Here is a 24,307-nt window from a genome sequence, read left to right as displayed (position 1 = left end):
ATATATTATCTATCGGAAAGAGGCGTATATTCTCTTTCCGCAGAAATGCTTCTGTATGCAGGTCTGATTATTTTTCCTGCGTTTATAAGCTCCTCCATTCGGTGAGCTGACCAACCTGCAATTCTTGCAACTGCAAAGATAGGAGTGTAAAGCTCCATAGGAAGTCCCAGCATACTATATGCAAAACCGCTGTAAAAGTCCACGTTAGCGCTGACTCCCTTGTATATTTTTTTCTCCTTTGCAATAACCTTAGGCGCAAGCTCTTCGACCTTGGAATACAGTGCAAATTCCTCGGTACGGCCTTTTTCCTGAGAAAGGCTTTCAACAAACTTTCTGAAAACCCTTGCTCTGGGATCAGAAATTGAGTAAACCGCATGCCCCATTCCGTAAATAAGTCCCGCCTTGTCAAATGCCTCCTTGTGAAGCAGTTTTGTAAGATATTCTTCAATAGCCGAATCGTCGCTCCAGTCGCTGACATTTGCTTTAAGATCCTCAAACATCTTCATTACCTTTATATTTGCTCCGCCGTGTTTAGGGCCCTTGAGGGAGCATAAAGCCGCTGCTATAGCTGAATAGGTATCAGTTCCCGAGGAGGTTACAACATGAGTAGTAAACGTGGAATTGTTTCCTCCGCCGTGTTCGGCATGGAGAACCAGAGCTATGTCTAGTACCTTAGCTTCAAGCTCGGTATATTTGCAGTCTGGTCTGAGCAGATAAAGAATATTTTCAGCAGTGGATTTTTCAGGGTCGGGGAGATGAATGAAAAAGCTCTGCTTTCCTATATAAAAATTATATGCCTGAAAACCATATACAGAAAGTATAGGAAATACCGCTATTAGCTGAAGACACTGGCGCATAACGTTGTCCAGTGAAATATCGTTGGCATTGGAGTCGTAAGAGTGAAGCGTAAGAATACTTTTTGCCAGAGTATTCATCATATCATCACTTGGAGCCTTCATTATAACGTCGCGTACAAAGTTAGTCGGAAGCGTTCTGTATTCACCCAGAAGCTTTGAAAAATCGTCAAGCTGCTGCTTTGAAGGCAGTTCACCGTACAGCAGAAGATAAACTATTTCTTCAAATCCGAAGCGCTTGTCCTTTACAAAACCGTCTATTATATCCTTGACATTAATCCCGCGGTAAAACAGTTCTCCGTCACAGGGAACCGAAACTCCGTCCTTTAAAACGCTTGAGCGCACCTCGGAAATCTCGGTAAGTCCGGCTAAAACGCCCTTTCCGTTTATATCTCTTAATCCTCTTTTAACGTCGTATTTTCCGTAAAGCTCAGGGTTTATCTGATTATGCATGACACATTTTTTTGTTAGCTCCCTGATCTCGGGCGTGATGTCGGAATAATTGTTTTCCATGTGTTTTACCTCCTGTTTCTCATTCGTTAAGATACCTTGCGGCATTGTCGGCTACTTTTGTCATAAGCCTGCTTACGGTTTCGATCTCACTGTCGGTAAGCCCTTTTATAAGCTTTTGATTTATTTGTTCCTTAAGCTTATAAATATAATTTACGACCGGCAGACCTTTCTCTGTTACAAAAGCGTGTCTGCGTCTTCCGTCGGTCTTATCGTCTTCAATTCTGATATACTCCAGCTTTTGAAGTTTTTTTACCGAGCGCGTTATTGTGCTTTTATCAAAACCGCCCCTGTTTGCAAGGTCTGCAAGATTAATACCGGGATTTTCGGAAATTATTATCAGAAAAAACTGCTGACCGCTGCCGATTCCGAACTGCTTAAGCTCTCGGTCATAGTATGCCTTGCATTGCCTTGTAATAATCGACGAGTATTTGCTGAATCTGTACTGCGGATCCATAAAGGCGCCTCCGTATCGGTTAGTTGAATATACAACTATTATATCACAGTATAGTTTACAAGTCAACCTTTTTCACCTAATTTTCACAAAAGGATTGATTATAGTCAAATATATTGCTGCTTTTTAGGATAAAAGCTTGAAAAGACCGTAATTTTTATATATAATAAAACAGAAAGGAAAGTGATTATTTTGGAACAGAAAACCAATGTAATGCGTATTCTTGACAAGAATAAAATCAAATATAAGGAACACAGCTATTTTGATACAGATGCGGTCAGCGGAATCGAGGTAGCACAGGCGCTTGGCCAGAACCCTGAGCAGGTATTTAAAACTCTTGTTACGACCAGCCCGAAATCTAAAAAGTATTATGTCTTTATGATCCCTGTCGCCGAGGAACTTGATATGAAGAAAGCCGCAAAGGCTGTAGGAGAGAAGTCAATTGAGATGATAAAATCAAAAGATCTTCTTCCGATTACAGGCTATGTTCACGGCGGCTGTTCTCCCATAGGAATGAAAAAGCAGTTTGTAACGACAATACACATAACTGCCGAAGATTTTGAAACTATACTTTTCAGCGGAGGTAAGATCGGTTATCAGGTGGAGCTTTCACTGTCAGATTTGCAAAAGATAGTGCGAATTTCTACGGCGGATATAATTGTTGACTTATAGAATAACTGCAATAATTAAGCCGCAGATATAAATATAAATCTCTGCGGCTCGGTTATATTTTTTTTCATCTGCTGTCAAATAAATCATACGGCTCAAATACTTCATAATATCAGTTATTATTTACCTGATAAAATTGTCCTTTACATATTTGATAAGAGCCATTTCTGATAGATACTCGCCCTTTGCCGGATATGTTTTTTCCATTTTTTCTGCAATCAAGTATTCTTCTTCTGCTTTTGTAAAGTCCTTTTCTATGATCAAATAGTAAGCATACATAAGACGCTTTCTCATTATATATGTTTTACCGGTAGTTATTATATACTTTTTCAGTTCATTATCATAAACCTCGTTTATTTCCTCTGCAGTACAGCCGTTCATTATCATACAGAATATCATTTCACATCGGCATTCGTTCTGATATAAAGTATATGTGTCATTATTTTCTGCAACAGAACGATACTCTTCTTCGGCAGCTTTGAAATCATGTCTGTTCATCAACAGATTAGCTTCAATGCAGGTTAAAGCTGTTCCGAATTCGCATTGTTTTTCTTCATCTGTAAAAGTCAAAAGGTTTTCTGGCATATCCTCAAGCCGTGTACCTTGAAACTGAAGTGCATTAATGAGCATTGTTTTATAAATTGTTATTCTGACGGCAGGAGATTTTTTCATCAAAATAATATTATAGCCGTCAGTTCCTATTCCCATTGCTGCTGTGGGAATAATGTTAATTATTCCAATTGCCAATGACAAGATTGCAAATATTAAAAAGCCTGTTAAAACAAAAGGATTTTTTGAAAGCAGGATAACGAATAAGCAAATAAGTGCCGTCAAAAAGTTAAAAAACACACCTCCGAAATTATACCAAAAATAAGGCAGCTCCTCAGGTTTTTCGACTTCTGTATGGGTGAGAATGCATTGTCCGCCGGTGCCTGCAATATTGAATTTGCGCGTTACAAGCTTATTTTTTTCCTTCACAAATGTAAAACTTCCTATTCTGAAAGAAATGAAATCATATCCTGTTAGAAGCCCCATTACAAGATGTCCGGATTCGTGAATAAGGATGATAGCAAAAATAGAAGTCAATGCTATTATCAATATAAAAACCAGCGCATACGGAGTAGATACACCGCTTTTTGTAAGGTAGTCTATTAAAACGGCAATAGAAAAGCCGCATACTCCTCCTATTAGATAAAACAAAAGGATAATAGGATTGAATTTACTTTTTTTCTTTTTTCTTTTAGTCATGTTTTACTCCTCTTAATTGATTACTTTTATTATTGTGATCTCTCTGTAGTGTGTTTTCATTATTATAGCACTCAACGTAACATAAGTCAACAAAAAGACGCCCTTGACAAAAGTCAAAAGCGTCTAAAATTATTTATGGCGAAAGAGGAGCATTCAATTAAAGCTCGATAATAACCTTACCGCTTGCAGTCGGAGTAACGTCAACAGCCTTATCGGTTGAAGCAATTTCAATTCTGAATGAAGCGGCTGTAGCTGTGTAAGAACACTCTATCGTGTTGCCGTTTCTTACTGCTGTAAGCTCAAACACCTTGTTAGCTTCGGTATCGTAGATCGGGCAGGTTGCCGATTTACCGTCCTCAAGCTCGAAAATCTTGAAAGTTGTGCCGTTGAGATAATCATATTCAACATCTCTTACGAACTTTCCGTAAGGAATAATGCTGTTCGGCTTAGCAAGAGCAGGAATCTCAAAGTAAGAGCATTTATGGCTGTACCACTTGCCGCCTTCGATTACCTTGCCTGTGATAATGTCTGTCCATCTGCCCTCAGGAACATAGTACTGTGCCATGCTCTCGTCATTAAGAATAGGAGCAACCAGAATATTGTCGCCGAACATATACTGTCTGTCAAGCGTAAGGCAGGCAGGATCGTTTGCGTAATCAATGACCATTGCTCTCATAACAGGCATACCAACCTCGTGAGTCTTGATAGCCTGAGCCCAGATGTAAGGCATAAGCTGTCCCTTGAGCTTTGTGAAGAAGCGCAGAACATCACAGGATTCCTCGTCGAACAGCCATGGCACCCTGTAAGACTGATTTCCGTGCAAACGGCTGTGTGATGAGAACATACCGAAAGCAGCCCATCTCTTGTAGATGTCGGGAGTAGCGGTAGCCTCGAAGCCTGCCATATCGTGGGATGTAAAGCCGAAGCCTGAAATACAAAGCGACAGACAGCCTCTTACTACCTCAGCCATAGAGTTGTAATTAGCAGAACAGTCACCGCCCCAGTGAACAGGGAACTGCTGACCGCCGGCAGTTGCGGAACGTGCAAACAGACAAGCCTTATTTTCACCGTAGTATTCCTTTAATACGTTGAATACACATTCATTGTAAAGATGAGTATAGTAGTTGTGCATCTTGATCGGATCTGAGCCGTCAAAATAAACAACATCTTTTGTAGGAATTCTCTCGCCGAAATCTGTCTTAAATGTATCGACTCCCATTTCGCAGAGCTTTCTGAGGTATCCTGCATACCAGTCGCAGGCGGCAGGATTTGTAAAGTCAACAATAGCCATACCAGGCTGCCACTCGTCGCACTGGAAAACAGAGCCGTCCTTTTTCTTGATGAAGTAGCCGTTTTCCATACCCTCGTCAAACAGCTTTGAACGCTGACCAACATAAGGGTTGATCCAGACGCAGGTTTTAAGACCCTTGTTCTTGTGAAGTCTTTCAAGCATTGCCGGAGGATCCGGGAACTGTGACTTATCCCATTCAAAGTTGCACCACTCAAAGCCTTTCATCCAGAAGCAGTCAAAGTGGAATACCTGTAGAGGAATATCTCTTTCAGCCATACCGTCGATAAACGAAGTGATAGTTTCTTCATCATAGTTAGTGGTAAAGGAAGTTGTAAGCCACAAGCCGAAAGAAAATGCGGGAGGAAGCGCAGGCTTTCCGGTAAGATCAGTATAGCCTTTAAGTACCTCGGTAAGATTTTCTCCTCCGAAGATATAATATTCGAGATTCTCTCCTGGAACAGTGATCGAAACTTTTGAAACAGTATCGGAAGCTACTTCATAGGAAACCTTATCGGTGCTGTTTACAAATACGCCGTAGCCTCTGGAGGAAACATAGAACGGAACCGACTTATACGACTGATCGGAGCAGGTTCCGCCATCAGCGTTCCATATTTCAACATTCTGTCCGTTCTTTGTAAAGGTAGTGAACTTTTCGCCGAAGCCGTAAAAATATTCGCCAACCGATGTATCAAACTGTTCACGGATATATGTTCTTGTAGGATCGGCGGGGTAGCTCCAGAATGTATCGTCAAGCTGAGTCTGAAGTCTAGCCTGAGCTTTATAAGCGCTCTCAAAAATAACTCCGGCAGATCTCCAGGCGCCGCCCGTCAATCTCTTATCCTTATAATAATACTGAACGCTCCATGTTTCTTTGGATATAACAAGCTTTGTGTCGCCGGTTACAAGAACAGCTTCCTTATCGGTAATTGTGACCTGAGGCTTGTAGCTGCCCTCGTTAAGCTGGAAATGAGGACCGTTGTCGGTATAGCCCTTGTGATGAGTAATACTTACCTTAATGCAGTTTTCCTGTGTAGATGTATAGGAAATTTCAAGATTAGCGCTTCCCAGCATCATAGCTCGGTTATAAACTACAAAGGGAGTAGCATTAACTACCAAACCGTTTTCAGTTTCGGTAATTTCAAACGCCTGATTTGCATAATTGACTTCGTAGCCTCTTTGATTAAGCCAGAATCCGTCTGCAAATTTCATAGATATGACCTCCAATATAATAAAATTTTGAGCAGAATATAAAAATATTAATTCCGCAAGTTTTTTGAATATTACGGACAGCTTTTTCCGTTAACTATATTTTATAGCATATTCGCATAAATTGCAATAGTAAAATACTATTTTATTTGATTATTTTAAGATTTTCAAAACGATGCAAGTAAAATATTTGTTAATTGGCTTGGTTCAAATATAAATATATGAAAATCTGCGGCAGCGTTTACATTTAAATATTATTCTTACGGTTGCGATGAGTAATGAAGGAGTCGAACTCATCTATGTGCTCGTATCTGTCGCAGGGGTATTCGCTACACTTTTTATAATGCCTCCTGTTCCCAAGAAAATAAGGAATTCTAATTCATAAAATCTATATCATAACGTGTACCATGTGATAACAGAACTCCATCCGACAGTTCTACACAAAGAATACAGGTATTCACATCGTTAAAATCGTTATGCCCATTATCGATCCACTCAGAGAACGCCTTTCTCAATTTTTCTGCCAGAACCGCATTTTCCTCCTCGCCCCAATATCCCAGGTTCTTTGCCGTTCCGTGCGCGGTAAACCATTCTCCCGAAATGGCGACAATCGGATTGTTTGCAATCTGCTTCATCTTATTGGACTGACCATGAGAGATTATATAAAAGCACCTATCCTCATAAAAAGCATTGACAAACCGCACATAGGGCATACCGTTTTCCTCAGTGGCTAGCGCAATGACGGTATCCTTACCAAAACGCTCAACCATAATCTGTTCAGCTTGTTTTGTTAATTTCTCCATTAATGACTCCTATCTACAATCAAATCATGCTGCGAGTGGCTTGGGTTATGTAGTTTTTTTTAGGTTTATCAATGCCTCGGAATTGTTGGAAAGCACCGCTCGAACGATTTGGCATTGCCCCATTGTATACATAGTTTGTATTTTTATTCGATACTTAAAAATTCCTCAGGTATATATGAAAGGCAGTCTTTTATGGTTTGCCGTGAAAATCCCTCAACAAAATTTCTGGAAAGCAGGTCGTCGGTATATTCAGCATACGGATAAACCGTGCAGTTATACCAGTAAGAATCATAATAATCGGCTTCAAAATGAGAAATAACGGGAATAGCTTTTACATTTTCAAAAGTTATTTCATTTGTATCATAGTTCTTTACAACATCAAGATCGCCTATTATTCCAACCAGAGATTTTGTATCGTACATTGTTGAGATAAAATTGCCGAGTCCGTAATAAACGAAGGCTTGTCCGCCGTCCGGCTTATCAAGATAGCCGCAGGTCGAAATAGTGTGAGCCTGTGTTCCTATTATAAGATCGGCGCCCCATTCTACCAGCTTAGGAGTAAGCGTTTGCTGCTGGGTATTTATTTCGTTCATAATCTCAGTTCCGTAATGACAGGAAACAACTACTACATCGGCTTTTTTATCCGCTTCTTCTATCTGACGCTTGATTGTTGCTTCGTCAGAAAGATAAATAACCTCGGCTTCTCCTCCGTTTAAAGATATTCCGTTGGTATGCTCCATATATCCCAGAAAAGCAAAGGTAATACCGTTTACCGTCATAGTTTTTATATTTTCCGAATCCTCGTGAGAACGGTATGCTCCGTAATGTACAACATTCTTGGTATCCCAGTAATCGAGAGAAGAGATAAGACCGTCTTCGCCCTTATCCAAAACATGATTATTGCACATTGAAATTACATTGAACCCCACATCGTCAACAACTTCGTCACCGACGGCTGAAGGAGAGCAGAAGGAAGGATAGCTTGTAGGCTCATAGCTGTCTGTTACAAGAGTTTCCTGATTAAGCACTGCAACATCGGCGCTTTGAATATATTTTTTTATATGCTCATAGCAGCCGGAGAAATCATATTCTGTTCCTCCGCCTTTTTTCAGTGCTTCAACATAGATATTGTCATGTATAAGGTTATCACCTGCGCAGACAAAATGAGCTGAGGTTTTTCCTGACGGTTTTTCCGATACTGACGAAAAATCGTTCTCGGAGGGACCTTCTGAGGAAGAAGCGGTATCTGACTGATCTGCGGAAGAATTCTCATGCTTTTCAATTGAATTAACTGGATTATCCTCTCCGAAACGGTCTGTATCCTGAATAGGAGTTCCTGCACATGAAACGCAGTATAATGCAGATAATACTGACATTAACAGAGCCGTTAATTTTTTTAGATCAATTTTCATATGTTGTCCTTTCAAAATATGTGTGTTATAATATATTTGACGGTTTTTATTTAATTATAGCATATGACTTTTGAATATACAAGATTAATTCAACAAAATGAGGAAATAAATATGAAAATACTAATTGACGCAGATGGCTGTCCGGTTGTGGGAATTACTGTAAAAACAGCGGAAAAGTACGGCATTGAAGTTACAATAATCGCTGATACATCTCATGAATACCATTATGAAAATGCAAAGATAATTACAGTCGACAAGGGTGCGGACAGCGTTGACCTCAGGCTTGCTAATCTTATAGATCAGGGAGATATTGCCGTTACTCAGGATTATGGGCTTGCGGCTATGGTTTTGGCGAAAAAGGGTATACCGATAAGACAGGACGGTCTGATATATAATGAGTATAATATCGATTCTCTATTAATGGAACGGTACAGTGCCGCAAAAATTCGCAGAGCCGGCGGCAGACTTAGGGGAAATCATAAAAGAACTTCGGAAGAAGATAAAGCATTTGTTAAAGCTCTTTGTGAAATTATAATGAAAAATAAATAAAACACTGGATTTTTTTTAGCATATGTGCTATAATTCCAGTAATGAATTACATTGATTCATATTTATCTTTACATGGAAGGGGTCGCAGATATGAACATTGACATAATTATGAAAGAATTGACGCTGGAAGAAAAGGCTTCGCTTTGTTCCGGACTTGATTTCTGGCATACCAAACCTGTTGAAAGGCTTGATATACCATCGGTCATGGTTTCGGACGGACCTCACGGACTGAGAAAAAACGTGGAGAATTCTGAAAATCCCAACGAGTCTATTAAGGCGGTGTGCTTTCCTACTGCGTCGGCGCTTGCCTGTTCCTTTGACAGAACCTTGCTTGAAACGCTTGGTAAGGCGATAGGTGAGGAATGTCAGCATGAAAGGCTTGCGGTCGCACTCGGACCCGGCTGTAACATAAAACGCTCGCCTTTGTGCGGACGTAATTTTGAGTATTTTTCCGAAGACCCGTATCTTTCCGGTCAGCTTGCTGCCGCACATATAAAGGGCGTACAGAGCAGGGGAGTCGGAACCTCCTTAAAGCATTTTGCCTGCAATAATCAGGAGTACAGAAGAATGTCTGTATCTGCCGAGGTAAGTGAAAGAGCCTTAAGAGAAATTTATTTAGCTCCTTTTGAAACGGCAGTAAAGGAGAGCAGACCTTGGACGGTAATGTGTTCTTACAACAGGATAAACGGTGTTTTTTCTTCTGAAAACAAAAGACTTCTTACAGATATTCTCAGGGACGAATGGGGATTTGACGGACTTGTAATGAGCGATTGGGGCGCTGTAAACGACAGAGTAGAGGGAATAAAAGCAGGTCTTGACCTTGAAATGCCCACCAGCTATGAAAAAAATGACAGACTAATAGTTGAGGCGGTCAAATCGGGCAGACTTAATGAATCGGAGCTCGATAAATGCGTAAGACGTATTCTTGAAATGATAGATAGGTATCTTGAAAACGCCGAGCCTGAAACCTTATGGGATATGAACAGACACCATGAGCTTGCAAGAAGGATCGAATCAGAATGCATCGTTCTTTTGAAAAACGAAAACGAAGTTCTTCCGCTGAACAAAAATAAGAAAATCGCCTTTATAGGAAAATTTGCCGAAACTCCGCGGTATCAGGGCGGAGGAAGCTCTCATATCAATTCCTTTAAGGTAACTTCCGCACTTGACGCCGTCAGCGAATATGCAGAGGTAACCTATGCTGAGGGATATGATCTTACCGGAAACAGCAATGAAATTCTGCTAAGCAAAGCTGTAAGCTGTGCTGAAAATGCAGATACGGCAGTTATTTTCGCCGGACTTCCGGACGAGTATGAATCAGAAGGATATGACAGAAGTCATATGAGCCTGCCGGAAAATCAGCTGAAGCTTATAGATGAAATATGCAGGGTAAATAAAAATACTATTGTGGTACTTCACAACGGTTCGCCTGTTGAAATGCCTTTTGCCGGAAAGGTAAAGGGGATACTTGAAACGTATTTAGGCGGTCAGGCAGTAGGCGGCGCTGTTTGCGATGTTCTGTTCGGAAAGTCTAATCCATGCGGAAAGCTGCCGGAAACATTTCCGATAAAGCTTTCAGGTAATCCGTCTTATCTGAATTTTCCCGGAGAGGGTGACAAGGTTCAATATAATGAAGGTATTTTCGTAGGCTATAGGTATTATGATTATAAAAATACAGAACCGCTGTTCCCGTTCGGACATGGTTTAAGCTATACAGCCTTTGAATACAGCGATTTCAAGTTATCACATTCAGAGATCAACGACGGCAAGCTTCTTACAGCTGAGGTAACTGTCAGAAATATCGGCAGCAGAGCAGGCAAGGAGATAGTTCAGCTTTATGTTTCCGGCAGAAAATCGTCAGTTATCAGACCGCTTAAAGAGCTTAAAGGCTTTGAAAAGGTAGAGCTGAAACCCGACGAAGCAAAAAAAGTCATGTTCAGGCTGGACAGCAGAGCGTTTTCTTATTACTGCGAGGAGATCGGAGATTGGTATGCTGAATCAGGCGAATATGAAATTATGGTCGGCGCATCGTCTGCAGATATACGTCTGAAAGATTCAGTATATGTAAATACAGGAAGAAGGCTTCCGCTTCACTTTACCTTGAACAGTACCTGCGGAGATATTATGGCAGTACCCGAGGGGCGCAGGATCTTCAGTGAGCTTATTTCGTCTGTCAATATGGGTGTTGACGAAAAGGATACTGCAATTATGGGAGACGGTTCGGCTCAGATGGCTGATTCTATGATGAAGGATCTTCCGGTAAGGGGAATGATAAGCTTCAGTGCAGATCCAGATATTGAGCTGGACAGGCTTCAGAGTTTGATCGACAGGCTTAATGAAGAAGTAAATAAAAAATAATTGTTTAAACTGAAATACAATAAAAACGGACTGCAATTTAAATGCAGTCCGTTTAATTATCAGATTAGGTAATGCTTTGGGGAGTAAGCTTTTCATAAATATCGTTGTAGCTTACCTCCATTTTCTCCATTATCTCCGAATAAAGCTTGGATACAGCAGGAGAATCGTATTCAACGATCAGAGAGTCAATATTCTTCTCGACATAATCCATATCAACCGGAAGACGCTTTATAATAAACCAGCCGTATTCAGTTGATTCCACCAGATCGCTTACTTCATTTTCTTTAAGTTTAAAGCCGGCATTTTTGAACTCGTCTACAAAATTGGAATTGCGGTTCATATAGTAGCCCTGTTCATATGTTTCCATTCCGGGATCCCAGCCGTACTCTTTAATAAGCTTATCAAAATCCTCGCCGCTTTTTGCTTTATCAAGCACTTCTTCAGCAAGCTTTTTTGCTTCTTCCTTAGAAGCCTTCTGCTCTTCCTCGGACAGATCGCTGAAAGCGCTTTTTTTCGCAGTCATTTTTTCCGAGAGAGTCATGTCGTCGTAGTTTTTCTTTGTATCTTCATCAGTGATTTCAGCCTTGCACTGATAAGGAATAAGTATCTGCCGAACACGGGCATATTTGTCAGTATCCTTAACTATTTTCCTGAATTCTTCCTTAGTTGTAGCGTATTTGCCTCCGTTTGTGAAAAGAGTACTTTCAACCTTTTCATAAAGACGGGAAAGCTCTACCATACGCTTATACAGGTCGTCCGTTAGATATGAGCTTTTCAGAGCTTCCTGATACTCCTCCTCTGTTTTGTAGTTTTTCTTTGCGGAGGCTATCGTTTCCTCAACAAACTTATTGTCCTCTTCATCAAGCTCAATATCGTTCTCCTTGCACAGATGGAGAGTTACATATTCCTGCTTGAGCTGTGTTATTACATCGTTCATCAGCAGTTCAAATCCGCCTTCGGTCTGAGAAATAACGTCAAGTGTTGCACCGTAGTTCTTTGTATAAAGGTTGATAGTATAGAAATAATAATATCTGAAGGTATCGAAATCAACGTCAATACCGTCGATAGTACATACAATAAGGTTTTCGGTATCTACCTTTTCACCGTCAACAGTAAGTGAAGCAACGGGAACTTCGGCAGTGCTGTCTACGGAAGAATCAATTTCTGAGAGCGAAGATGAATTTTCTGTTTTAGATGAACTTTCATTCTTTTCAGCACAGGAAGCAAAAACAGAAACAGCCAGAGTAAGAGCCAGTATCATTGCAGAGCATTTTTTCAGCATAAATAATAAATCCTTTCATTGCCTATAGATAAAAACAATTTAAATATAAGATATATTATAATGCTTCAATGTGTTTATTATGTGACAATATATTTAACATTTCTATGAACAAGCTTTTATGGCACAATTTTCATTTATATTGACAAAAGAAAAGGAGGGTAGTATAATTTATTCAGCTAATAAAAATCAGCTTTGAAAGGTTATGAATATATGGAATTCGGAAAATATATAGCTCACAGGGGATTGTACGGAAAAGACGTACCTGAAAACTCGCTCAGGGCGTTTGAAAACGCTGTACGCAGCGGAGTGCCTGCGGAGCTTGATGTCAGGCTGACAAAGGACGGCAGGATAGTAGTTTTTCATGACAGTTCTCTGCTCAGAATGTGCTCGGTCGACGCAGAAATTTCAGATTTTACATACGACCAGCTTTCTTCATTTAAGCTTGAAGGAAGCAATGAGAAAATTCCGCTTTTATCTGAAGTATTATCTCTTGTGCAAGGAAGAATACCTCTGCTTATAGAAGTGAAGGACGGCGCTCCATTCTGGACACTTGAAAAAAGACTGTATCATCTGCTTAAAGGCTACAAGGGTGAATATGCAGTCGAAAGCTTTGATCCGTTTTCTGTATTATGGTTCAGGCTGTTTGCTCCGAAGGTGTTCAGGGGGCAGCTTATTTCAGCTTATAGATCGGGTAAGGGAAGCCGTTATTTAGCAAGGCTGATATGCTCCCGTTCAATAGTGTGGAAATTAATTTCAAAGCCAGATTTTATAGCCTGCGACCTGCGGTCTGTTACTCTTGAAACGGCTTTCAGCGCATTTAAAATAAACGCAGATCTTTATACCTGGACTGCAGCGTCCCCGGAGCTTGCACATGAGGCTCTTAAATTTTCTAAAACTGTAATAGCGGAAAACTTTCCTGATGATTTCGACTTTAAAAACGGTGAATAATATGAATTTGGTCAAACCTCAGATAGCTTCTTTTCTGAAAGCTGAAAACGATATAATGAAGCTTATAAAAAACGCCTTGGAAAACGACGCTGAAATAAGCGGATCACTTATAAAAGACGCTCTGCTTGAATATGAGGATATGTCTTATCTGTCGTTTAGCGGCTGCAAATTTGAAAACTGCCGTTTCAGTGAAAGTTCGTTTGAGAAAACCTCCTTTACAGACTGTATATTCAAGGGCTGCGATTTCTCTAACTGCGGCGGAACGGATTGCTACCTATGCCGATGTGAGATACTGTCATCAAAACTTATCGGTGCAAATTTTTCAAACTCCGTTTTTAAGGAAGTTCTTTTCAGAAGCTGTATATGTACCTATGCGGTCTTTGACGGATCATCTGTAAGAAATGTCTGTACTGAGGGGTGTGATTTCAGCAGTGCAGAGCTATCATGCTGTACACTGAAAGGCTTTGCTCCATCTGACAGCAGATTTATCGGAGCGTCATTTTTCAAAACAATGCTTAAAGGTACGGATTTTTCCGATTGCCAGCTTGCAGGAATAAAAATATCCGAGGGCTTTCCCGAGCTCAAAGGGGCTGTTGTATCGCCGTCACAGGCGCTTGAGCTTTCTGCGCTTCTGGGAATAAAAATAAAGGACGATTAGCTAAACAGAGCCTGTTTGTTTTCAGTCGGTATTAATATACTGATTTCGGCCGAACAGGCTCTGCGGTATTTAAATAGGCTGAAGCTTGATTAGAAATTTGTTTTTTTCTGATATTATTAAGCCGTCACGCTGCATTTTGCTTATCTCATTTGATAGTGCGCTTCGGTCAACACAAAGATAATCGGCAAGCTGCTGACGGTTAAATGGGATAAAAAATTCCCGGCTGCCGTTTAGCTGCGACTGGAAGGAGAGGTATGAAATAAGCCGTTCTCTTATTGTCTTTGGTGAAATATCGTTTATCTTTCTGGTCAAACTAAGATTCTTTGACGCAATTATATTCAGAAGGTTTTTTATAATGCTACGGCTGTATTCATGAGAAACCGATGAATTTATAAGGCTTTCGGGGTTTAAAAACATTATCTCGGATCTATCATATGCAACTGCGTCAACCATAAGCGGTTCGGAATCGGAACAAGCGTAAACCTCAGCAAAGATATGCCCGGCCGAAGCCTCTGAAATTATGCTTCTTGTTCCGAATATATCGCTTTTTTCAATAATGACTTTTCCTGATAAAACAAGGCCCATATTTTTTAGGACATTTCCTGTATAAAAAATAAATTCGCCCTTTTCATATATTTTGGTAAAAGCTTCCGATTCTTCGATTATTTTTCTTACTGCTTCTATCGGAATACCGTCAAACAGCGCAGTTTTAGATATAAAGTCTATATTCATAGTTTTATTTTCCTTAAAATACCAATAAAATCTTTTTTAAATGTTGTAAAAACAACAGACATTATATAAATATTATATTATAATATGCTCATGAAGTCAAACAAAATATACTTCAAATCAGGAGGTAAATAAAATGATAAGAAAGATCATACAAATAGACGCTGATAAGTGCAATGGCTGCGGACTTTGCGCTGAGGCTTGCCACGAGGGAGCAATAGGAATGGAAAACGGAAAGGCAAAGCTTCTGAGGGACGATTACTGCGACGGACTGGGAGATTGTCTGCCTGCCTGTCCGGTCAACGCAATTGCTTTTGTGGAAAGGGAAGCGGCTCCCTATGACGAAAAAGCTGTTATGGAAAACAAGAAAAAACTGCAAGACCAAAAACCGCTGCCATGCGGATGCCCGGGAACTAATTCTAAGACTATAAAAAGAAGAAACGACGAATCCGAAGCAGCGCCGATAAAATTACATTCTCAGCTCGGACAGTGGCCAGTCCAGATCAAGCTTGCTCCAATCAACGCTCCTTATTTTAATAATGCAGATCTGCTTATTGCGGCAGATTGTACTGCATATGCATACGGCGATTTTCATAATTCGTTTATACGCGGAAAAATTACGCTTATAGGCTGTCCAAAGCTTGATAACGGAGATTATTCTGAAAAGCTTACCGAAATTATAAAATACAATAATATAAAAAGCGTTACTGTAGTAAGAATGGAGGTTCCGTGCTGCGGCGGAATAGAAAACGCAGTGAAAAAAGCACTTCAAAACAGCGGCAAATTTATTCCGTGGCAGGTAGTAACGGTTTCAACTGACGGAAGGCTTTTATAATATGGCTATTAACCTTAAGATGAAAGTCTGAATTTTGATTGTACTTTTGAAACGGCAGAATCTATGATCTGCCGTTTCTTTGTATTTTTAAGCAGCTGATAAATTTCTTTAGCGTTTCTTAAGCTAATCTTAAATTCGTCCTAAACGCTTGAATAGATAAATTTAATATGCTATACTTACAATTGTTGAAAAACAAAAACTTAAAGAAAGGAAAAAAGAGAATATGAAAATAAGAAAGCTTAACCGCGGTCTTTTACTCGGAGCTGTGCTTATTGCCGGAACAGTGTCCTATGTTGTATACGACAATAATCAGTTCGGTAAAAACAAAGAGGATATTCAAAAAGCAGTCGAAAGCTATTTTGAAAGCATGGAAGAAGTAAACGTAAGCAGCAAGGATTCTATAGCGGAAAACTGCAGAAACCTCATAAATGATAAATGGGCCTATGATAAATCCGCTGAGGATAGTTATTACAGAACTAAAAAAGAAATAATTAATTCGCTTGACAATTATACGGAGGAAAATATCGCTACAGGTTATATTTCGGAATACGACTGCTCACCGAAAAACTTTAATGTCAAGAAAAACGGACCTAACGGAGCGGTCGTTACGCTTTCCTTGGATACCTACAGCGAATTTTGCGGAGCTCCCTATCTGATCACTCCGGACGGATTTAATCAGATAGACAATAATAATTATGAAAATACCAATGATTATTATATGTGCAACCCTGATGACAGTATCAAGTATAAGTCAACTGCAAACTACGAAAACATCAGCGTATATTTGAAAAAATCAGACGGCGACTGGAAGATAACCGCTATAGAAAGCAGTTACTTTAACAGCAATACATCTATTTTAGAAGAGGGAAACAGCAGTTCCGAAGGAGGCGAAGAAAATGAGTAATAACAACGCCTTGCTTAAAATTTCCCATGTAAACAAATCAATAGGAAAACGGCAGATACTGCACGATATATCTTTTGAAGCCTACGCAGGAGAGGTTTTCGGCTTTCTCGGCCCTAACGGAGCGGGAAAAACCACTACTATAAAAATAATCGTAGGTCTGCTCTCGCTTGATGACGGAGAAATATATGTAGACGGAGCTGATATTCGAAGGCATTTTGAAGACGCAATGGCTAACGTAGGCGGTATAGTTGAAAACCCCGAAATGTACAAGTATATGACCGGTATGGAAAATCTCCGTCAGTATGCTCGTATGAGAAAGGGCGTAACAAATGAACGTATAGACGAAGTAGTCAGTCTTGTAAAGCTTTCAAACCGAATAAACGATAAGGTTTCTAAGTATTCGCTTGGTATGCGTCAGCGTCTTGGAGTAGCTCAGGCAATACTTCATCACCCTAAGGTGCTTATTCTGGACGAGCCGACCAACGGACTTGATCCTGCGGGAATAAAGGAACTGAGAGATATACTGAAAGAGCTTGCCCATAAAGAGCGGATCTGCGTTCTCGTATCATCTCATCTAATGTCTGAAATGGAGCTAATGTGCGATAGAGTAGGTATTATCGCCAACGGTAAAATGTTGGGAGTTCATACTATGGAGGAGCTTATCTCAGCTTCATCGGGAGATAAGAAGGAATTTACTATCTGCGCAGACGATATAGCAAAGGCTTTGGCTGTAATAAACATAGATGAAAGCAGAAAGCGTATTTTGGACGGTAAGTTAATTATAGATCTGCCGGCTGAAACTGCGAAGGAGCAGATATGCATGATAAATAAGGCTCTTATTGAAGCTGGAATAAAGCTTTATACCGTTTCGGAAGCTGAAAATAAAAAGCTTGAGGACGTATTTATTCAGCTTACTGAAGACGCTCAGGGAGGTGGTCAGATTGGCTAAGTTTTTCAGACTTGTAAAAAACGAATATATTAAAACTCTTAAAAAGCTTTCAACTAAAATAATGCTTCTGCTAGTGGTTCTGGCGGGAATTGCTTTAGCGGGGATAGGCGCTTTCGGTAAGCACCAGATGAGCACTAATTATTATACTGATGATACTAATAATTACGATGAGCAAATAGATTGGCTTGAAAAAACAAAACCCGACGGATATGAGGAACAGTTAATACTTTTTAATTATCTGAACAAGGCAGGTCTTAGTTATGATGATAAGCGTTATGAGGCTGCGGAGGCTCTTGCAAATACATTCAGCGGGGCCGAACTTGAAGGCTATCTCAATACTCTGCTTGTGGAAAATGACTGGAAAACCATTTGTACAGTACTGAAAAATTCAGCTGTTTCAGAGGGAGATAAGTGGGCATATCAATACAGGCTTGATAACGATATTCCCTTCGGCGACAGCTGGAAGGACGATGTTATAACTCAGGCAGCACAGGCAAAAACAGCCTTATCAGCTTCCGATTCCGAGGGGGTAAGTTCTGATGAAGCGGATAGATACAAGGCTTTGGAGGAGCAGGAGAAAATCGCCATATACAGACTTGAGAATAATATAGAGTCAAATACTGCGGAAAATATGTCGCTTTTTGAAACATACAAAGCTGAGCAGATTAACTTCTGGACGGTTTTTTATACGTCTGCTTCAATGATCTCAATAATAGGTCTTCTGATAATAGTTGTTGCCGGAAGTTCTGTTGCCAGTGAATTTTCTCAGGGAACTATAAAATTTCTGCTTATTAATCCTGTAAAGCGCTGGAAGATACTGATGTCAAAATACTTTACGGTAATTTCGCTGGGATATATAATGCTGTTGCTGCTTTACCTGGTTATGATCCCTGCATCGGGCTTGTTCATTGGATTTGAGGGTATAAGCGCTCCTTATCTGTACGTTGACAACGGAACGGTTCACAGTATGTCAAGCTTTTTACACGCTGCACAGATGTATCTTCTTAACAGTATCTCGATAGTAATAATGGCTACATTGGCGTTTGCGGTTTCGTCGCTGTTCAGAAGCGCAGCTTTTTCTATCGGTATAAGCGTATTCCTTATGCTTGCAGGAAATACTATTGTCAGCGTCCTTAAAGTGTTCAACCAGGACTGGGCAAGATACCTTGTATTCTCAAATACCGATCTTGCATCTATTGCCGAGGGAACTCCTATGTTTGCTCAGCAGTCGCTTACCTTTGCGATTATAGTATTAGCGGCTCATATGGCGGTATTTATACTTACCGCATGGGACGGGTTTGTAAAGCGCGAGGTATGACCGATATAAATATAAATAAAAAATCTCAGCTGCTGTGGCATTAATGTCACGGCCGCTGAGATTTTCTTATTGCTGAGCTATGCTGTTTTATTTGTGCCTTGCCAGCTTCAGTGCTTCAGCAAGCTGAGCAGGACATGACGTTCCTTTTCCGTTGCAGTCTATATTTTTCAGCTTTTCAATAACATCTTCAGCCTTCATTCCTCTTACAAGCTGAGCAACTCCCTGAGTATTTCCGCTGCAGCCGCCTATAAATTCTACATTTTTTACTATTCCGTCCTCTACTTCAACGTTGATCTGCCTTGAACAGACACCGTGAGTTTTATAGCTGATCTTATTCATAGTATTTATCCTCCTTAAAAGTATTTATATTGTATACCTTAAATATGACTATATCTTTAAGTTCCGCTTAAAATATCAGGAACACAAAAAGCGTTCCTGATATGTATTATTCTGTTTTCGCCGCCGTATGCTTTGCTTTCTGAGCGTTAGTATGTATCAGTCTGAAAAGCCGGTCAAGATTTTCCTTGTCTGTAGTCATGCTGCCGATATGAGTAGCGACTTCGTTATAAAGCCCGTGAAAATCTGAGCCTCCTGTGCATATAAGGTCATACTCTGACGCGAAATCAACAAGATCCTTTTGCTTTTTTTCGTCGGCTGAATGATGATAAACCTCAACGCCGTCTAATTTTCCCGCTTCTGCAAGCTCATGTAAGAGATCAATATTGTTAAACATATACGGGTGAGCCATTACCGCAACGCCCTTAGAGGAATGAATAAGATCAAGTACGAAATTAACATCAGGATATTCGCGGGTAACAAGACATTCGCCGTTCGGAAATTTAAATAACTCATCATTTACATCTCCGTAAAGCTCGGTAGCATATCCGTAATTTACAAGCGCCCTCATAATGTGCTGCTTGAAAATACTCTTTGAGCCTTTTGTATACATTCTTACCGCGTCTGACGGAATAGGGTAGCGTTCCATTACCTTTTCAATCATATCCTTTGCACATTCAGTTCTGATAGAACAGGATTTAAGACAAAGACCTTCAAGACGATCTGGCTTCTGCGGAGCATAGCATAATATATGAACCTTTGAATTTCTTTTTTTATCCCAAGCGGAAAGCTCTACGGCAGGAATTATTTTTACACCGTAACGATCTCCCAAGATCTGTGCGCGGTTTGAGGACGACAGAGTATCATGATCGGTTATTGCAAGAAAATCAAGTCCCATTCTTTTTGCCTGAACTATAACTTCTTCAATACCCAGAGATCCGTCGGAAAGTGTTGTGTGACAATGTAAATCGCCTACCATAGCGAATCCTCCAATCTTCTGCTTATATAACTTGAAAAATAATATAATAATTATATCATATTTATCGAAAATAATCAAGTTTTTTGAGTAATTTGACTAAAATTTGTCGAGATTTTGACAAAGCTTGTATGATTGCACAAATTTTCAGAATATATTTTTTATGATTTGCACATGAAAAAAAGAATAGTTTTCCAATAATCTTTTTTCAGGGATTATATCAGCAGCTTGATCAGTCAATCTCGGAACATTTCGGTAAACCAGACGTTTTTAACTTCAAAGCATCTTCCGTTAAGATATTCCAGACAGCCGGCATCTGACTTAAAATCGAATTTCAGCTTGTACGAATACAGCGCCTGAGTCTTTACATTATATTCACGGTTGATTTTATTTATACCGTATTTCCCGTCGCCGAGTAACGGATAACCTATATAGGAAAGGTGTGCCCTTATCTGATGTGTTCTGCCCGTAATAAGCTCGACCTCCAAAAGTGCAAGATCCTGTTCTTTGTTTTCAGCAATAACCTTGTATTTCGTAATTATTGTCTTGCTGCCGGGCATTTTTTTATCTGAGATCCTAACTGTCTTTGACCGTTCGTTTCTTTCGTGGTACGCCTGAAGAACTGCGTTTTTTTCTTTCGGGATACCTACGGTAACGCACAGGTATTTTTTATTTAGCTCTCTGTCCTTTATTTTTTGATTAAGGATTCTTAGGCTTTCGGCATTTTTAGCGCAGATAACTATTCCTCCGGTATTTCTGTCGATCCTGTTGCACAGCGCAGGAGAAAAGGAATGCTCGTATTCCGGACGGTATTCACCCTTTTCGTACAGATAGTGCAGGACTCGGTTGATAAGAGTATCGTTTGAGCCGCTTTCGTCCTCGTGAACTACAAGTCCGCACTTTTTATCCAGCAGCATAATATTACTGTCCTCGTAAACAATATTCAAAACGGCAGGAGCGGACATAAAAGAATATCCGGATTTGGTTTTGCCTGTAAAAAATTCGTCGTTAATGTACATCTGTACGGTATCGCCGATATTAAGACGGGTCGATATTTCACATTTTTTCCCGTTGAGTTTGATTCTTTTCAGACGCAGATATTTATACATCAGATTTTTAGGCAGCAGAGGAACAGCCTTTGATATAAATTTATCCATTCGCTGTTCAGAGTCATTTTCATTTATTGTAAATTCTTTCATATATTCACCGCTTTAATTTTATTACATTAATTATACTCTTATTTATGATTTTTTTCAAGAGGAATAATTTTATTCAGAAAATTTGTTCTAAAGGTATTGACATTTAAGAAAAAATAGTGTATTATAATTATAAACAAACGTTCGTAAAAAATGATTGAAAGGATCACTATGGATAAATTTAAACTTGTATCTGATTATAAGCTTGCCGGGGATCAGCCGGAAGCTGTCGAAAAGCTTGTAAGCGGAATAAACAGCGGAATGAAGGAACAGACTCTGCTTGGCGTAACAGGTTCGGGAAAAACCTTTACAATGGCAAACGTAATTGAAAAAGTAAACCGTCCTACTCTTGTACTTGCACATAATAAGATTCTTGCGGCTCAGCTCTGCTCCGAGTTCAAGGAATTCTTCCCCGAAAATGCTGTTGAGTATTTTGTGTCTTATTATGACTACTATCAGCCGGAAGCGTATGTGCCAAGCAAGGACGTATATATTGAAAAGGATTCTTCGGTTAACGACGAGATAGATAAGCTTCGTCACTCGGCAACTACTGCGCTTGCCGAAAGACGGGACGTTATAATAGTCGCTTCCGTTTCCTGTATCTATTCTCTTGGCGATCCTGAAGAGTATAAATCTATGGTAGTTTCGGTCAGAAAGGGTATGGAGAAATCCCGTGAAAAGTTGATTGCTGAGCTTGTCGGTATTCAGTATGAGCGTAATGATATTAATTTCGTAAGAAATAAATTTAGGGTAAGAGGTGACGTAGTCGAAATTTTCCCTGCTGCCAATACAGATACCGCAATAAGAGTTGAGTTTTTCGGGGATGAGATCGAGCGTATTACTGAGATAAACGTTATAACCGGCGAAATAATCGGTTTTCTTAATCATGCAGCTATTTTCCCTGCAACTCATTATATTGTCGGGCGTGAGAAGCTCCACGATGCAATCGAAGAGCTGAAGGAGGAGCTTGACGAGCGTATCAAGTATTTCAAGGACAACGATATGCTGATAGAAGCGCAGCGTATTGCTCAGCGCACAAATTATGATATTGAAATGCTGGAGGAGGTAGGCTTCTGTTCAGGAATTGAAAACTATTCGAGGGTTCTTGCAAGACGCCCTAAGGGAGCAGTTCCGTATACGCTCTTAGACCATCTGCCCGATGATTTTCTGCTTATGGTTGACGAAAGTCATGTTTCACTTCCGCAGGTGAGGGGAATGTACGCAGGAGACAGAGCAAGAAAGCAGACTTTGATAGATTATGGCTTCAGGCTTCCTTCAGCTCTGGACAACCGTCCTCTGACTTTTGATGAATTCTATAAGCATATAAATCAGGCTGTATTTGTTTCGGCAACCCCAGGCCCTATAGAACGTGAAAAGTCAAAGCAAATAGTAGAGCAGGTAATTCGTCCTACAGGGCTTCTCGATCCTGAAATTCAGGTTCGTCCGACAGAGGGTCAGATCGAAGATCTGATCTCAGAGATAAATATAAGAATAGAGCGCAAGGAGCGTGTGCTGGTAACGACACTTACAAAGAAAATGGCTGAGGATCTTACGACTTATATGAAAAACTTCGGCATTGCTGTGAGATATATGCACCACGATATTGATACTATTGAGCGTATGGAGATTATACGCGATCTTCGTCTTGGAGAGTTTGACGTGCTGGTCGGAATCAACCTGCTGAGAGAGGGCCTTGATTTGCCTGAGGTATCGTTAGTAGCGATCCTCGACGCTGATAAGGAGGGCTTCCTTAGGTCTGAAAGCTCGCTTATTCAGACGGTAGGACGTGCGGCAAGAAATTCCGAGGGCAAGGTCATAATGTATGCCGACACGGTTACCCGTTCAATGGAACTTGCAATTACTGAAACCGAACGTCGCCGTGCATTGCAGATGAAGTTCAATGAGGAGCATGGAATCATTCCTAAGACAATTAAAAAAGACATTCGTGACGTTATCGAGATCTCTACAAAGGAAGAGGTCGAGTATGAGGCAAGGCAGAAGACAAGGCTTTCCAAGCGTGAAGCGGCAGTCCTGATAGACAAGCTTACAAAGCAGATGAAAGAAGCGGCGAAAATGCTGGAATTTGAACACGCCGCATTCCTGCGTGATAAGATTGCCGAACTTAGAGGGGAGAAGAAGTAGTTTTTGTAGTTTTTTGAAGGTCTCTCCTTTTATGTTTGACGGACGATAAGGCGATACTGTTAACCGATAATAAAATTGAAGTTATTGAATAATTCAAAAAGAAATGATAAAATATGACCTGTAATGAATATTCCTAAGCGCTTATCACCAAGCTTACAAAGCAAATTAAGTAAGCGGAAAAATTTGAATTTAAATATGCCGCATTTTTGCGTGACAAGACAGCTGAGAAGGGAGAAGTAATGAATTTTAAAGTCAGAAAAGCCCAGTTATCCGATGTCGGACAGCTTTTTCAATTGAATGAGATCTTTAATGGCGAGGGTGTGACGGATTTTGAACTGTTGAAAAATTCCCTTATCCAAAATGATCAGGAAGAGGTGTTTGTCGCCGAAAGCGGAGGAAAGCTTATTGGATTTTGCTGTGTTCAGATTTTTAAATCAATGTGCTATAAAAACTTTTACGCGGAGATAACGGAATTGTTTGTTGATGAAAATTTCAGACGACTTGGCGTGGCGACTGCTGTATTCAGTTATATTGAAGAATACTTTAAGGGTAAGAATATTGCGGGATACCAATTATTTACCTCTGACAAAAATATAAGCGCACAGGCGTTTTATGAAAAGTTAGGATATTCCCGAAGCCGTGAGATTATGTACAGGAAAAGATTATTTTAATAGATAGGA

The 24,307-nt window shown here is 40.1% G+C and carries 22 protein-coding genes; 11 read left to right on the top strand and 11 right to left on the bottom strand.

Translation table 11 applies throughout. From position 1 onward, the window contains the following. Window positions 1-5: 5 nt before the first annotated feature. Window positions 6-1,367, bottom strand: a complete 1,362-nt coding sequence (locus tag ACYQ0H_RS09610) for a citrate/2-methylcitrate synthase (protein ID WP_459812640.1) — start codon at window positions 1,365-1,367, stop codon at window positions 6-8. Window positions 1,368-1,386: 19 nt separating this feature from the next. Continuing rightward, the gene (locus ACYQ0H_RS09605; RefSeq protein WP_459812639.1) at window positions 1,387-1,821 is read right to left on the bottom strand and encodes a MarR family winged helix-turn-helix transcriptional regulator; all 435 of its coding nucleotides are present in this window, start codon (window positions 1,819-1,821) and stop codon (window positions 1,387-1,389) included. 189 nt (window positions 1,822-2,010) lie between these two features. Here ACYQ0H_RS09605 and ybaK point away from each other — a divergent pair, with 189 nt between their 5' ends. Beyond that, entirely contained in the window at window positions 2,011-2,490 is a 480-nt protein-coding gene (ybaK, locus tag ACYQ0H_RS09600) for a Cys-tRNA(Pro) deacylase (RefSeq protein ID WP_459812638.1), read from the top strand. Window positions 2,491-2,610: 120 nt separating this feature from the next. Here the strand turns inward: ybaK and ACYQ0H_RS09595 are convergent, their stop codons facing one another. From ACYQ0H_RS09595 to ACYQ0H_RS09580, 4 genes are all read right to left on the bottom strand, one after another. After that, entirely contained in the window at window positions 2,611-3,735 is a 1,125-nt protein-coding gene (locus ACYQ0H_RS09595) for a site-2 protease family protein (protein WP_459812637.1), read from the bottom strand. 157 nt (window positions 3,736-3,892) lie between these two features. After that, window positions 3,893-6,235, bottom strand: a complete 2,343-nt coding sequence (gene yicI, locus ACYQ0H_RS09590; protein WP_459812636.1) for an alpha-xylosidase — start codon at window positions 6,233-6,235, stop codon at window positions 3,893-3,895. Window positions 6,236-6,606: 371 nt separating this feature from the next. Next, window positions 6,607-7,035, bottom strand: coding sequence for a pyridoxamine 5'-phosphate oxidase family protein (locus ACYQ0H_RS09585; RefSeq protein WP_459812635.1), 429 nt, complete (start codon window positions 7,033-7,035; stop codon window positions 6,607-6,609). Window positions 7,036-7,178: 143 nt separating this feature from the next. Next, entirely contained in the window at window positions 7,179-8,447 is a 1,269-nt protein-coding gene (locus ACYQ0H_RS09580; protein ID WP_459812634.1) for a CapA family protein, read from the bottom strand. Between the two features lie 111 nt (window positions 8,448-8,558). Between ACYQ0H_RS09580 and ACYQ0H_RS09575 the strand changes: the two genes are divergently transcribed. Further along, on the top strand, window positions 8,559-8,996 hold the full coding sequence (locus tag ACYQ0H_RS09575) for a YaiI/YqxD family protein (protein WP_459812633.1): 438 nt from the start codon (window positions 8,559-8,561) through the stop codon (window positions 8,994-8,996). A 90-nt stretch (window positions 8,997-9,086) separates the two neighbouring features. Then, window positions 9,087-11,354 carry a glycoside hydrolase family 3 C-terminal domain-containing protein gene (locus ACYQ0H_RS09570; protein WP_459812632.1) on the top strand — a complete coding sequence of 756 codons (2,268 nt, stop codon included), beginning with the start codon at window positions 9,087-9,089 and terminating at the stop codon, window positions 11,352-11,354. 64 nt (window positions 11,355-11,418) lie between these two features. Here the strand turns inward: ACYQ0H_RS09570 and ACYQ0H_RS09565 are convergent, their stop codons facing one another. After that, entirely contained in the window at window positions 11,419-12,636 is a 1,218-nt protein-coding gene (locus tag ACYQ0H_RS09565) for a peptidylprolyl isomerase (protein ID WP_459812631.1), read from the bottom strand. A 210-nt stretch (window positions 12,637-12,846) separates the two neighbouring features. Between ACYQ0H_RS09565 and ACYQ0H_RS09560 the strand changes: the two genes are divergently transcribed. After that, entirely contained in the window at window positions 12,847-13,584 is a 738-nt protein-coding gene (locus tag ACYQ0H_RS09560; protein WP_459812630.1) for a glycerophosphodiester phosphodiesterase family protein, read from the top strand. Between the two features lies 1 nt (window position 13,585). Further along, window positions 13,586-14,242, top strand: a complete 657-nt coding sequence (locus ACYQ0H_RS09555; protein WP_459812629.1) for a pentapeptide repeat-containing protein — start codon at window positions 13,586-13,588, stop codon at window positions 14,240-14,242. Window positions 14,243-14,311: 69 nt separating this feature from the next. Here the strand turns inward: ACYQ0H_RS09555 and ACYQ0H_RS09550 are convergent, their stop codons facing one another. Further along, window positions 14,312-14,974, bottom strand: coding sequence for a Crp/Fnr family transcriptional regulator (locus tag ACYQ0H_RS09550; protein WP_459812628.1), 663 nt, complete (start codon window positions 14,972-14,974; stop codon window positions 14,312-14,314). 133 nt (window positions 14,975-15,107) lie between these two features. On the opposite strand from ACYQ0H_RS09550, the gene ACYQ0H_RS09545 reads away from it, so the two are divergent. The 4 genes from ACYQ0H_RS09545 (at window position 15,108) to ACYQ0H_RS09530 (ending at window position 18,977) form a co-directional block, all read left to right on the top strand. Beyond that, window positions 15,108-15,806 (top strand): ATP-binding protein, encoded by a 699-nt coding sequence (locus ACYQ0H_RS09545; RefSeq protein ID WP_459812627.1) that lies wholly within the window; start codon window positions 15,108-15,110, stop codon window positions 15,804-15,806. 223 nt (window positions 15,807-16,029) lie between these two features. Continuing rightward, entirely contained in the window at window positions 16,030-16,710 is a 681-nt protein-coding gene (locus tag ACYQ0H_RS09540; protein WP_459812626.1) for a hypothetical protein, read from the top strand. Next, on the top strand, window positions 16,703-17,659 hold the full coding sequence (locus ACYQ0H_RS09535) for an ABC transporter ATP-binding protein (RefSeq protein ID WP_459812625.1): 957 nt from the start codon (window positions 16,703-16,705) through the stop codon (window positions 17,657-17,659). The genes ACYQ0H_RS09540 and ACYQ0H_RS09535 overlap by 8 nt, the downstream gene beginning before the upstream one ends. Further along, window positions 17,652-18,977: an ABC transporter permease subunit gene (locus ACYQ0H_RS09530; RefSeq protein ID WP_459812624.1), complete on the top strand. Its 1,326-nt coding sequence runs from the start codon at window positions 17,652-17,654 to the stop codon at window positions 18,975-18,977. The genes ACYQ0H_RS09535 and ACYQ0H_RS09530 overlap by 8 nt, the downstream gene beginning before the upstream one ends. An 87-nt stretch (window positions 18,978-19,064) precedes the next feature. On the opposite strand, the gene ACYQ0H_RS09525 is transcribed toward ACYQ0H_RS09530, so the two are convergent. The 3 genes from ACYQ0H_RS09525 to ACYQ0H_RS09515 all read right to left on the bottom strand — a co-directional run bounded on the left by ACYQ0H_RS09525 (window position 19,065) and on the right by ACYQ0H_RS09515 (window position 21,488). Continuing rightward, window positions 19,065-19,316 carry a TIGR03905 family TSCPD domain-containing protein gene (locus ACYQ0H_RS09525; protein WP_459812623.1) on the bottom strand — a complete coding sequence of 84 codons (252 nt, stop codon included), beginning with the start codon at window positions 19,314-19,316 and terminating at the stop codon, window positions 19,065-19,067. A gap of 106 nt (window positions 19,317-19,422) precedes the next feature. Beyond that, window positions 19,423-20,292 (bottom strand): PHP domain-containing protein, encoded by an 870-nt coding sequence (locus ACYQ0H_RS09520; RefSeq protein ID WP_459812622.1) that lies wholly within the window; start codon window positions 20,290-20,292, stop codon window positions 19,423-19,425. A gap of 233 nt (window positions 20,293-20,525) precedes the next feature. Next, window positions 20,526-21,488, bottom strand: a complete 963-nt coding sequence (locus ACYQ0H_RS09515) for an RluA family pseudouridine synthase (RefSeq protein WP_459812621.1) — start codon at window positions 21,486-21,488, stop codon at window positions 20,526-20,528. A 168-nt stretch (window positions 21,489-21,656) separates the two neighbouring features. Between ACYQ0H_RS09515 and uvrB the strand changes: the two genes are divergently transcribed. Together uvrB and ACYQ0H_RS09505 are read left to right on the top strand one after the other, a co-directional pair. After that, window positions 21,657-23,627: an excinuclease ABC subunit UvrB gene (uvrB, locus tag ACYQ0H_RS09510; protein ID WP_459812620.1), complete on the top strand. Its 1,971-nt coding sequence runs from the start codon at window positions 21,657-21,659 to the stop codon at window positions 23,625-23,627. 239 nt (window positions 23,628-23,866) lie between these two features. After that, window positions 23,867-24,298: a GNAT family N-acetyltransferase gene (locus ACYQ0H_RS09505; protein WP_459812619.1), complete on the top strand. Its 432-nt coding sequence runs from the start codon at window positions 23,867-23,869 to the stop codon at window positions 24,296-24,298. Window positions 24,299-24,307: the final 9 nt, after the last annotated feature.

It is taken from the genome of Hominimerdicola intestinalis (assembly GCF_054655215.1).
This window is presented reverse-complemented; position numbering and strand designations above follow the sequence as displayed.

What these genes read in the sequence shown, in the direction of transcription:
- ACYQ0H_RS09610 (WP_459812640.1), bottom strand. Translation starts at nt 1,367, where the DNA reads ATGGAAAACAATTATTCCGACATCACGCCCGAGATCAGGGAGCTAACA.
- ACYQ0H_RS09605 (WP_459812639.1), bottom strand. Translation starts at nt 1,821, where the DNA reads ATGGATCCGCAGTACAGATTCAGCAAATACTCGTCGATTATTACAAGG.
- ACYQ0H_RS09595 (WP_459812637.1), bottom strand. Translation starts at nt 3,735, where the DNA reads ATGACTAAAAGAAAAAAGAAAAAAAGTAAATTCAATCCTATTATCCTT.
- yicI (WP_459812636.1), bottom strand. Translation starts at nt 6,235, where the DNA reads ATGAAATTTGCAGACGGATTCTGGCTTAATCAAAGAGGCTACGAAGTC.
- ACYQ0H_RS09585 (WP_459812635.1), bottom strand. Translation starts at nt 7,035, where the DNA reads ATGGAGAAATTAACAAAACAAGCTGAACAGATTATGGTTGAGCGTTTT.
- ACYQ0H_RS09580 (WP_459812634.1), bottom strand. Translation starts at nt 8,447, where the DNA reads ATGAAAATTGATCTAAAAAAATTAACGGCTCTGTTAATGTCAGTATTA.
- ACYQ0H_RS09575 (WP_459812633.1), top strand. Translation starts at nt 8,559, where the DNA reads ATGAAAATACTAATTGACGCAGATGGCTGTCCGGTTGTGGGAATTACT.
- ACYQ0H_RS09570 (WP_459812632.1), top strand. Translation starts at nt 9,087, where the DNA reads ATGAACATTGACATAATTATGAAAGAATTGACGCTGGAAGAAAAGGCT.
- ACYQ0H_RS09565 (WP_459812631.1), bottom strand. Translation starts at nt 12,636, where the DNA reads ATGCTGAAAAAATGCTCTGCAATGATACTGGCTCTTACTCTGGCTGTT.
- ACYQ0H_RS09560 (WP_459812630.1), top strand. Translation starts at nt 12,847, where the DNA reads ATGGAATTCGGAAAATATATAGCTCACAGGGGATTGTACGGAAAAGAC.
- ACYQ0H_RS09555 (WP_459812629.1), top strand. Translation starts at nt 13,586, where the DNA reads ATGAATTTGGTCAAACCTCAGATAGCTTCTTTTCTGAAAGCTGAAAAC.
- ACYQ0H_RS09550 (WP_459812628.1), bottom strand. Translation starts at nt 14,974, where the DNA reads ATGAATATAGACTTTATATCTAAAACTGCGCTGTTTGACGGTATTCCG.
- ACYQ0H_RS09545 (WP_459812627.1), top strand. Translation starts at nt 15,108, where the DNA reads ATGATAAGAAAGATCATACAAATAGACGCTGATAAGTGCAATGGCTGC.
- ACYQ0H_RS09540 (WP_459812626.1), top strand. Translation starts at nt 16,030, where the DNA reads ATGAAAATAAGAAAGCTTAACCGCGGTCTTTTACTCGGAGCTGTGCTT.
- ACYQ0H_RS09535 (WP_459812625.1), top strand. Translation starts at nt 16,703, where the DNA reads ATGAGTAATAACAACGCCTTGCTTAAAATTTCCCATGTAAACAAATCA.
- ACYQ0H_RS09525 (WP_459812623.1), bottom strand. Translation starts at nt 19,316, where the DNA reads ATGAATAAGATCAGCTATAAAACTCACGGTGTCTGTTCAAGGCAGATC.
- ACYQ0H_RS09520 (WP_459812622.1), bottom strand. Translation starts at nt 20,292, where the DNA reads ATGGTAGGCGATTTACATTGTCACACAACACTTTCCGACGGATCTCTG.
- ACYQ0H_RS09515 (WP_459812621.1), bottom strand. Translation starts at nt 21,488, where the DNA reads ATGAAAGAATTTACAATAAATGAAAATGACTCTGAACAGCGAATGGAT.
- uvrB (WP_459812620.1), top strand. Translation starts at nt 21,657, where the DNA reads ATGGATAAATTTAAACTTGTATCTGATTATAAGCTTGCCGGGGATCAG.
- ACYQ0H_RS09505 (WP_459812619.1), top strand. Translation starts at nt 23,867, where the DNA reads ATGAATTTTAAAGTCAGAAAAGCCCAGTTATCCGATGTCGGACAGCTT.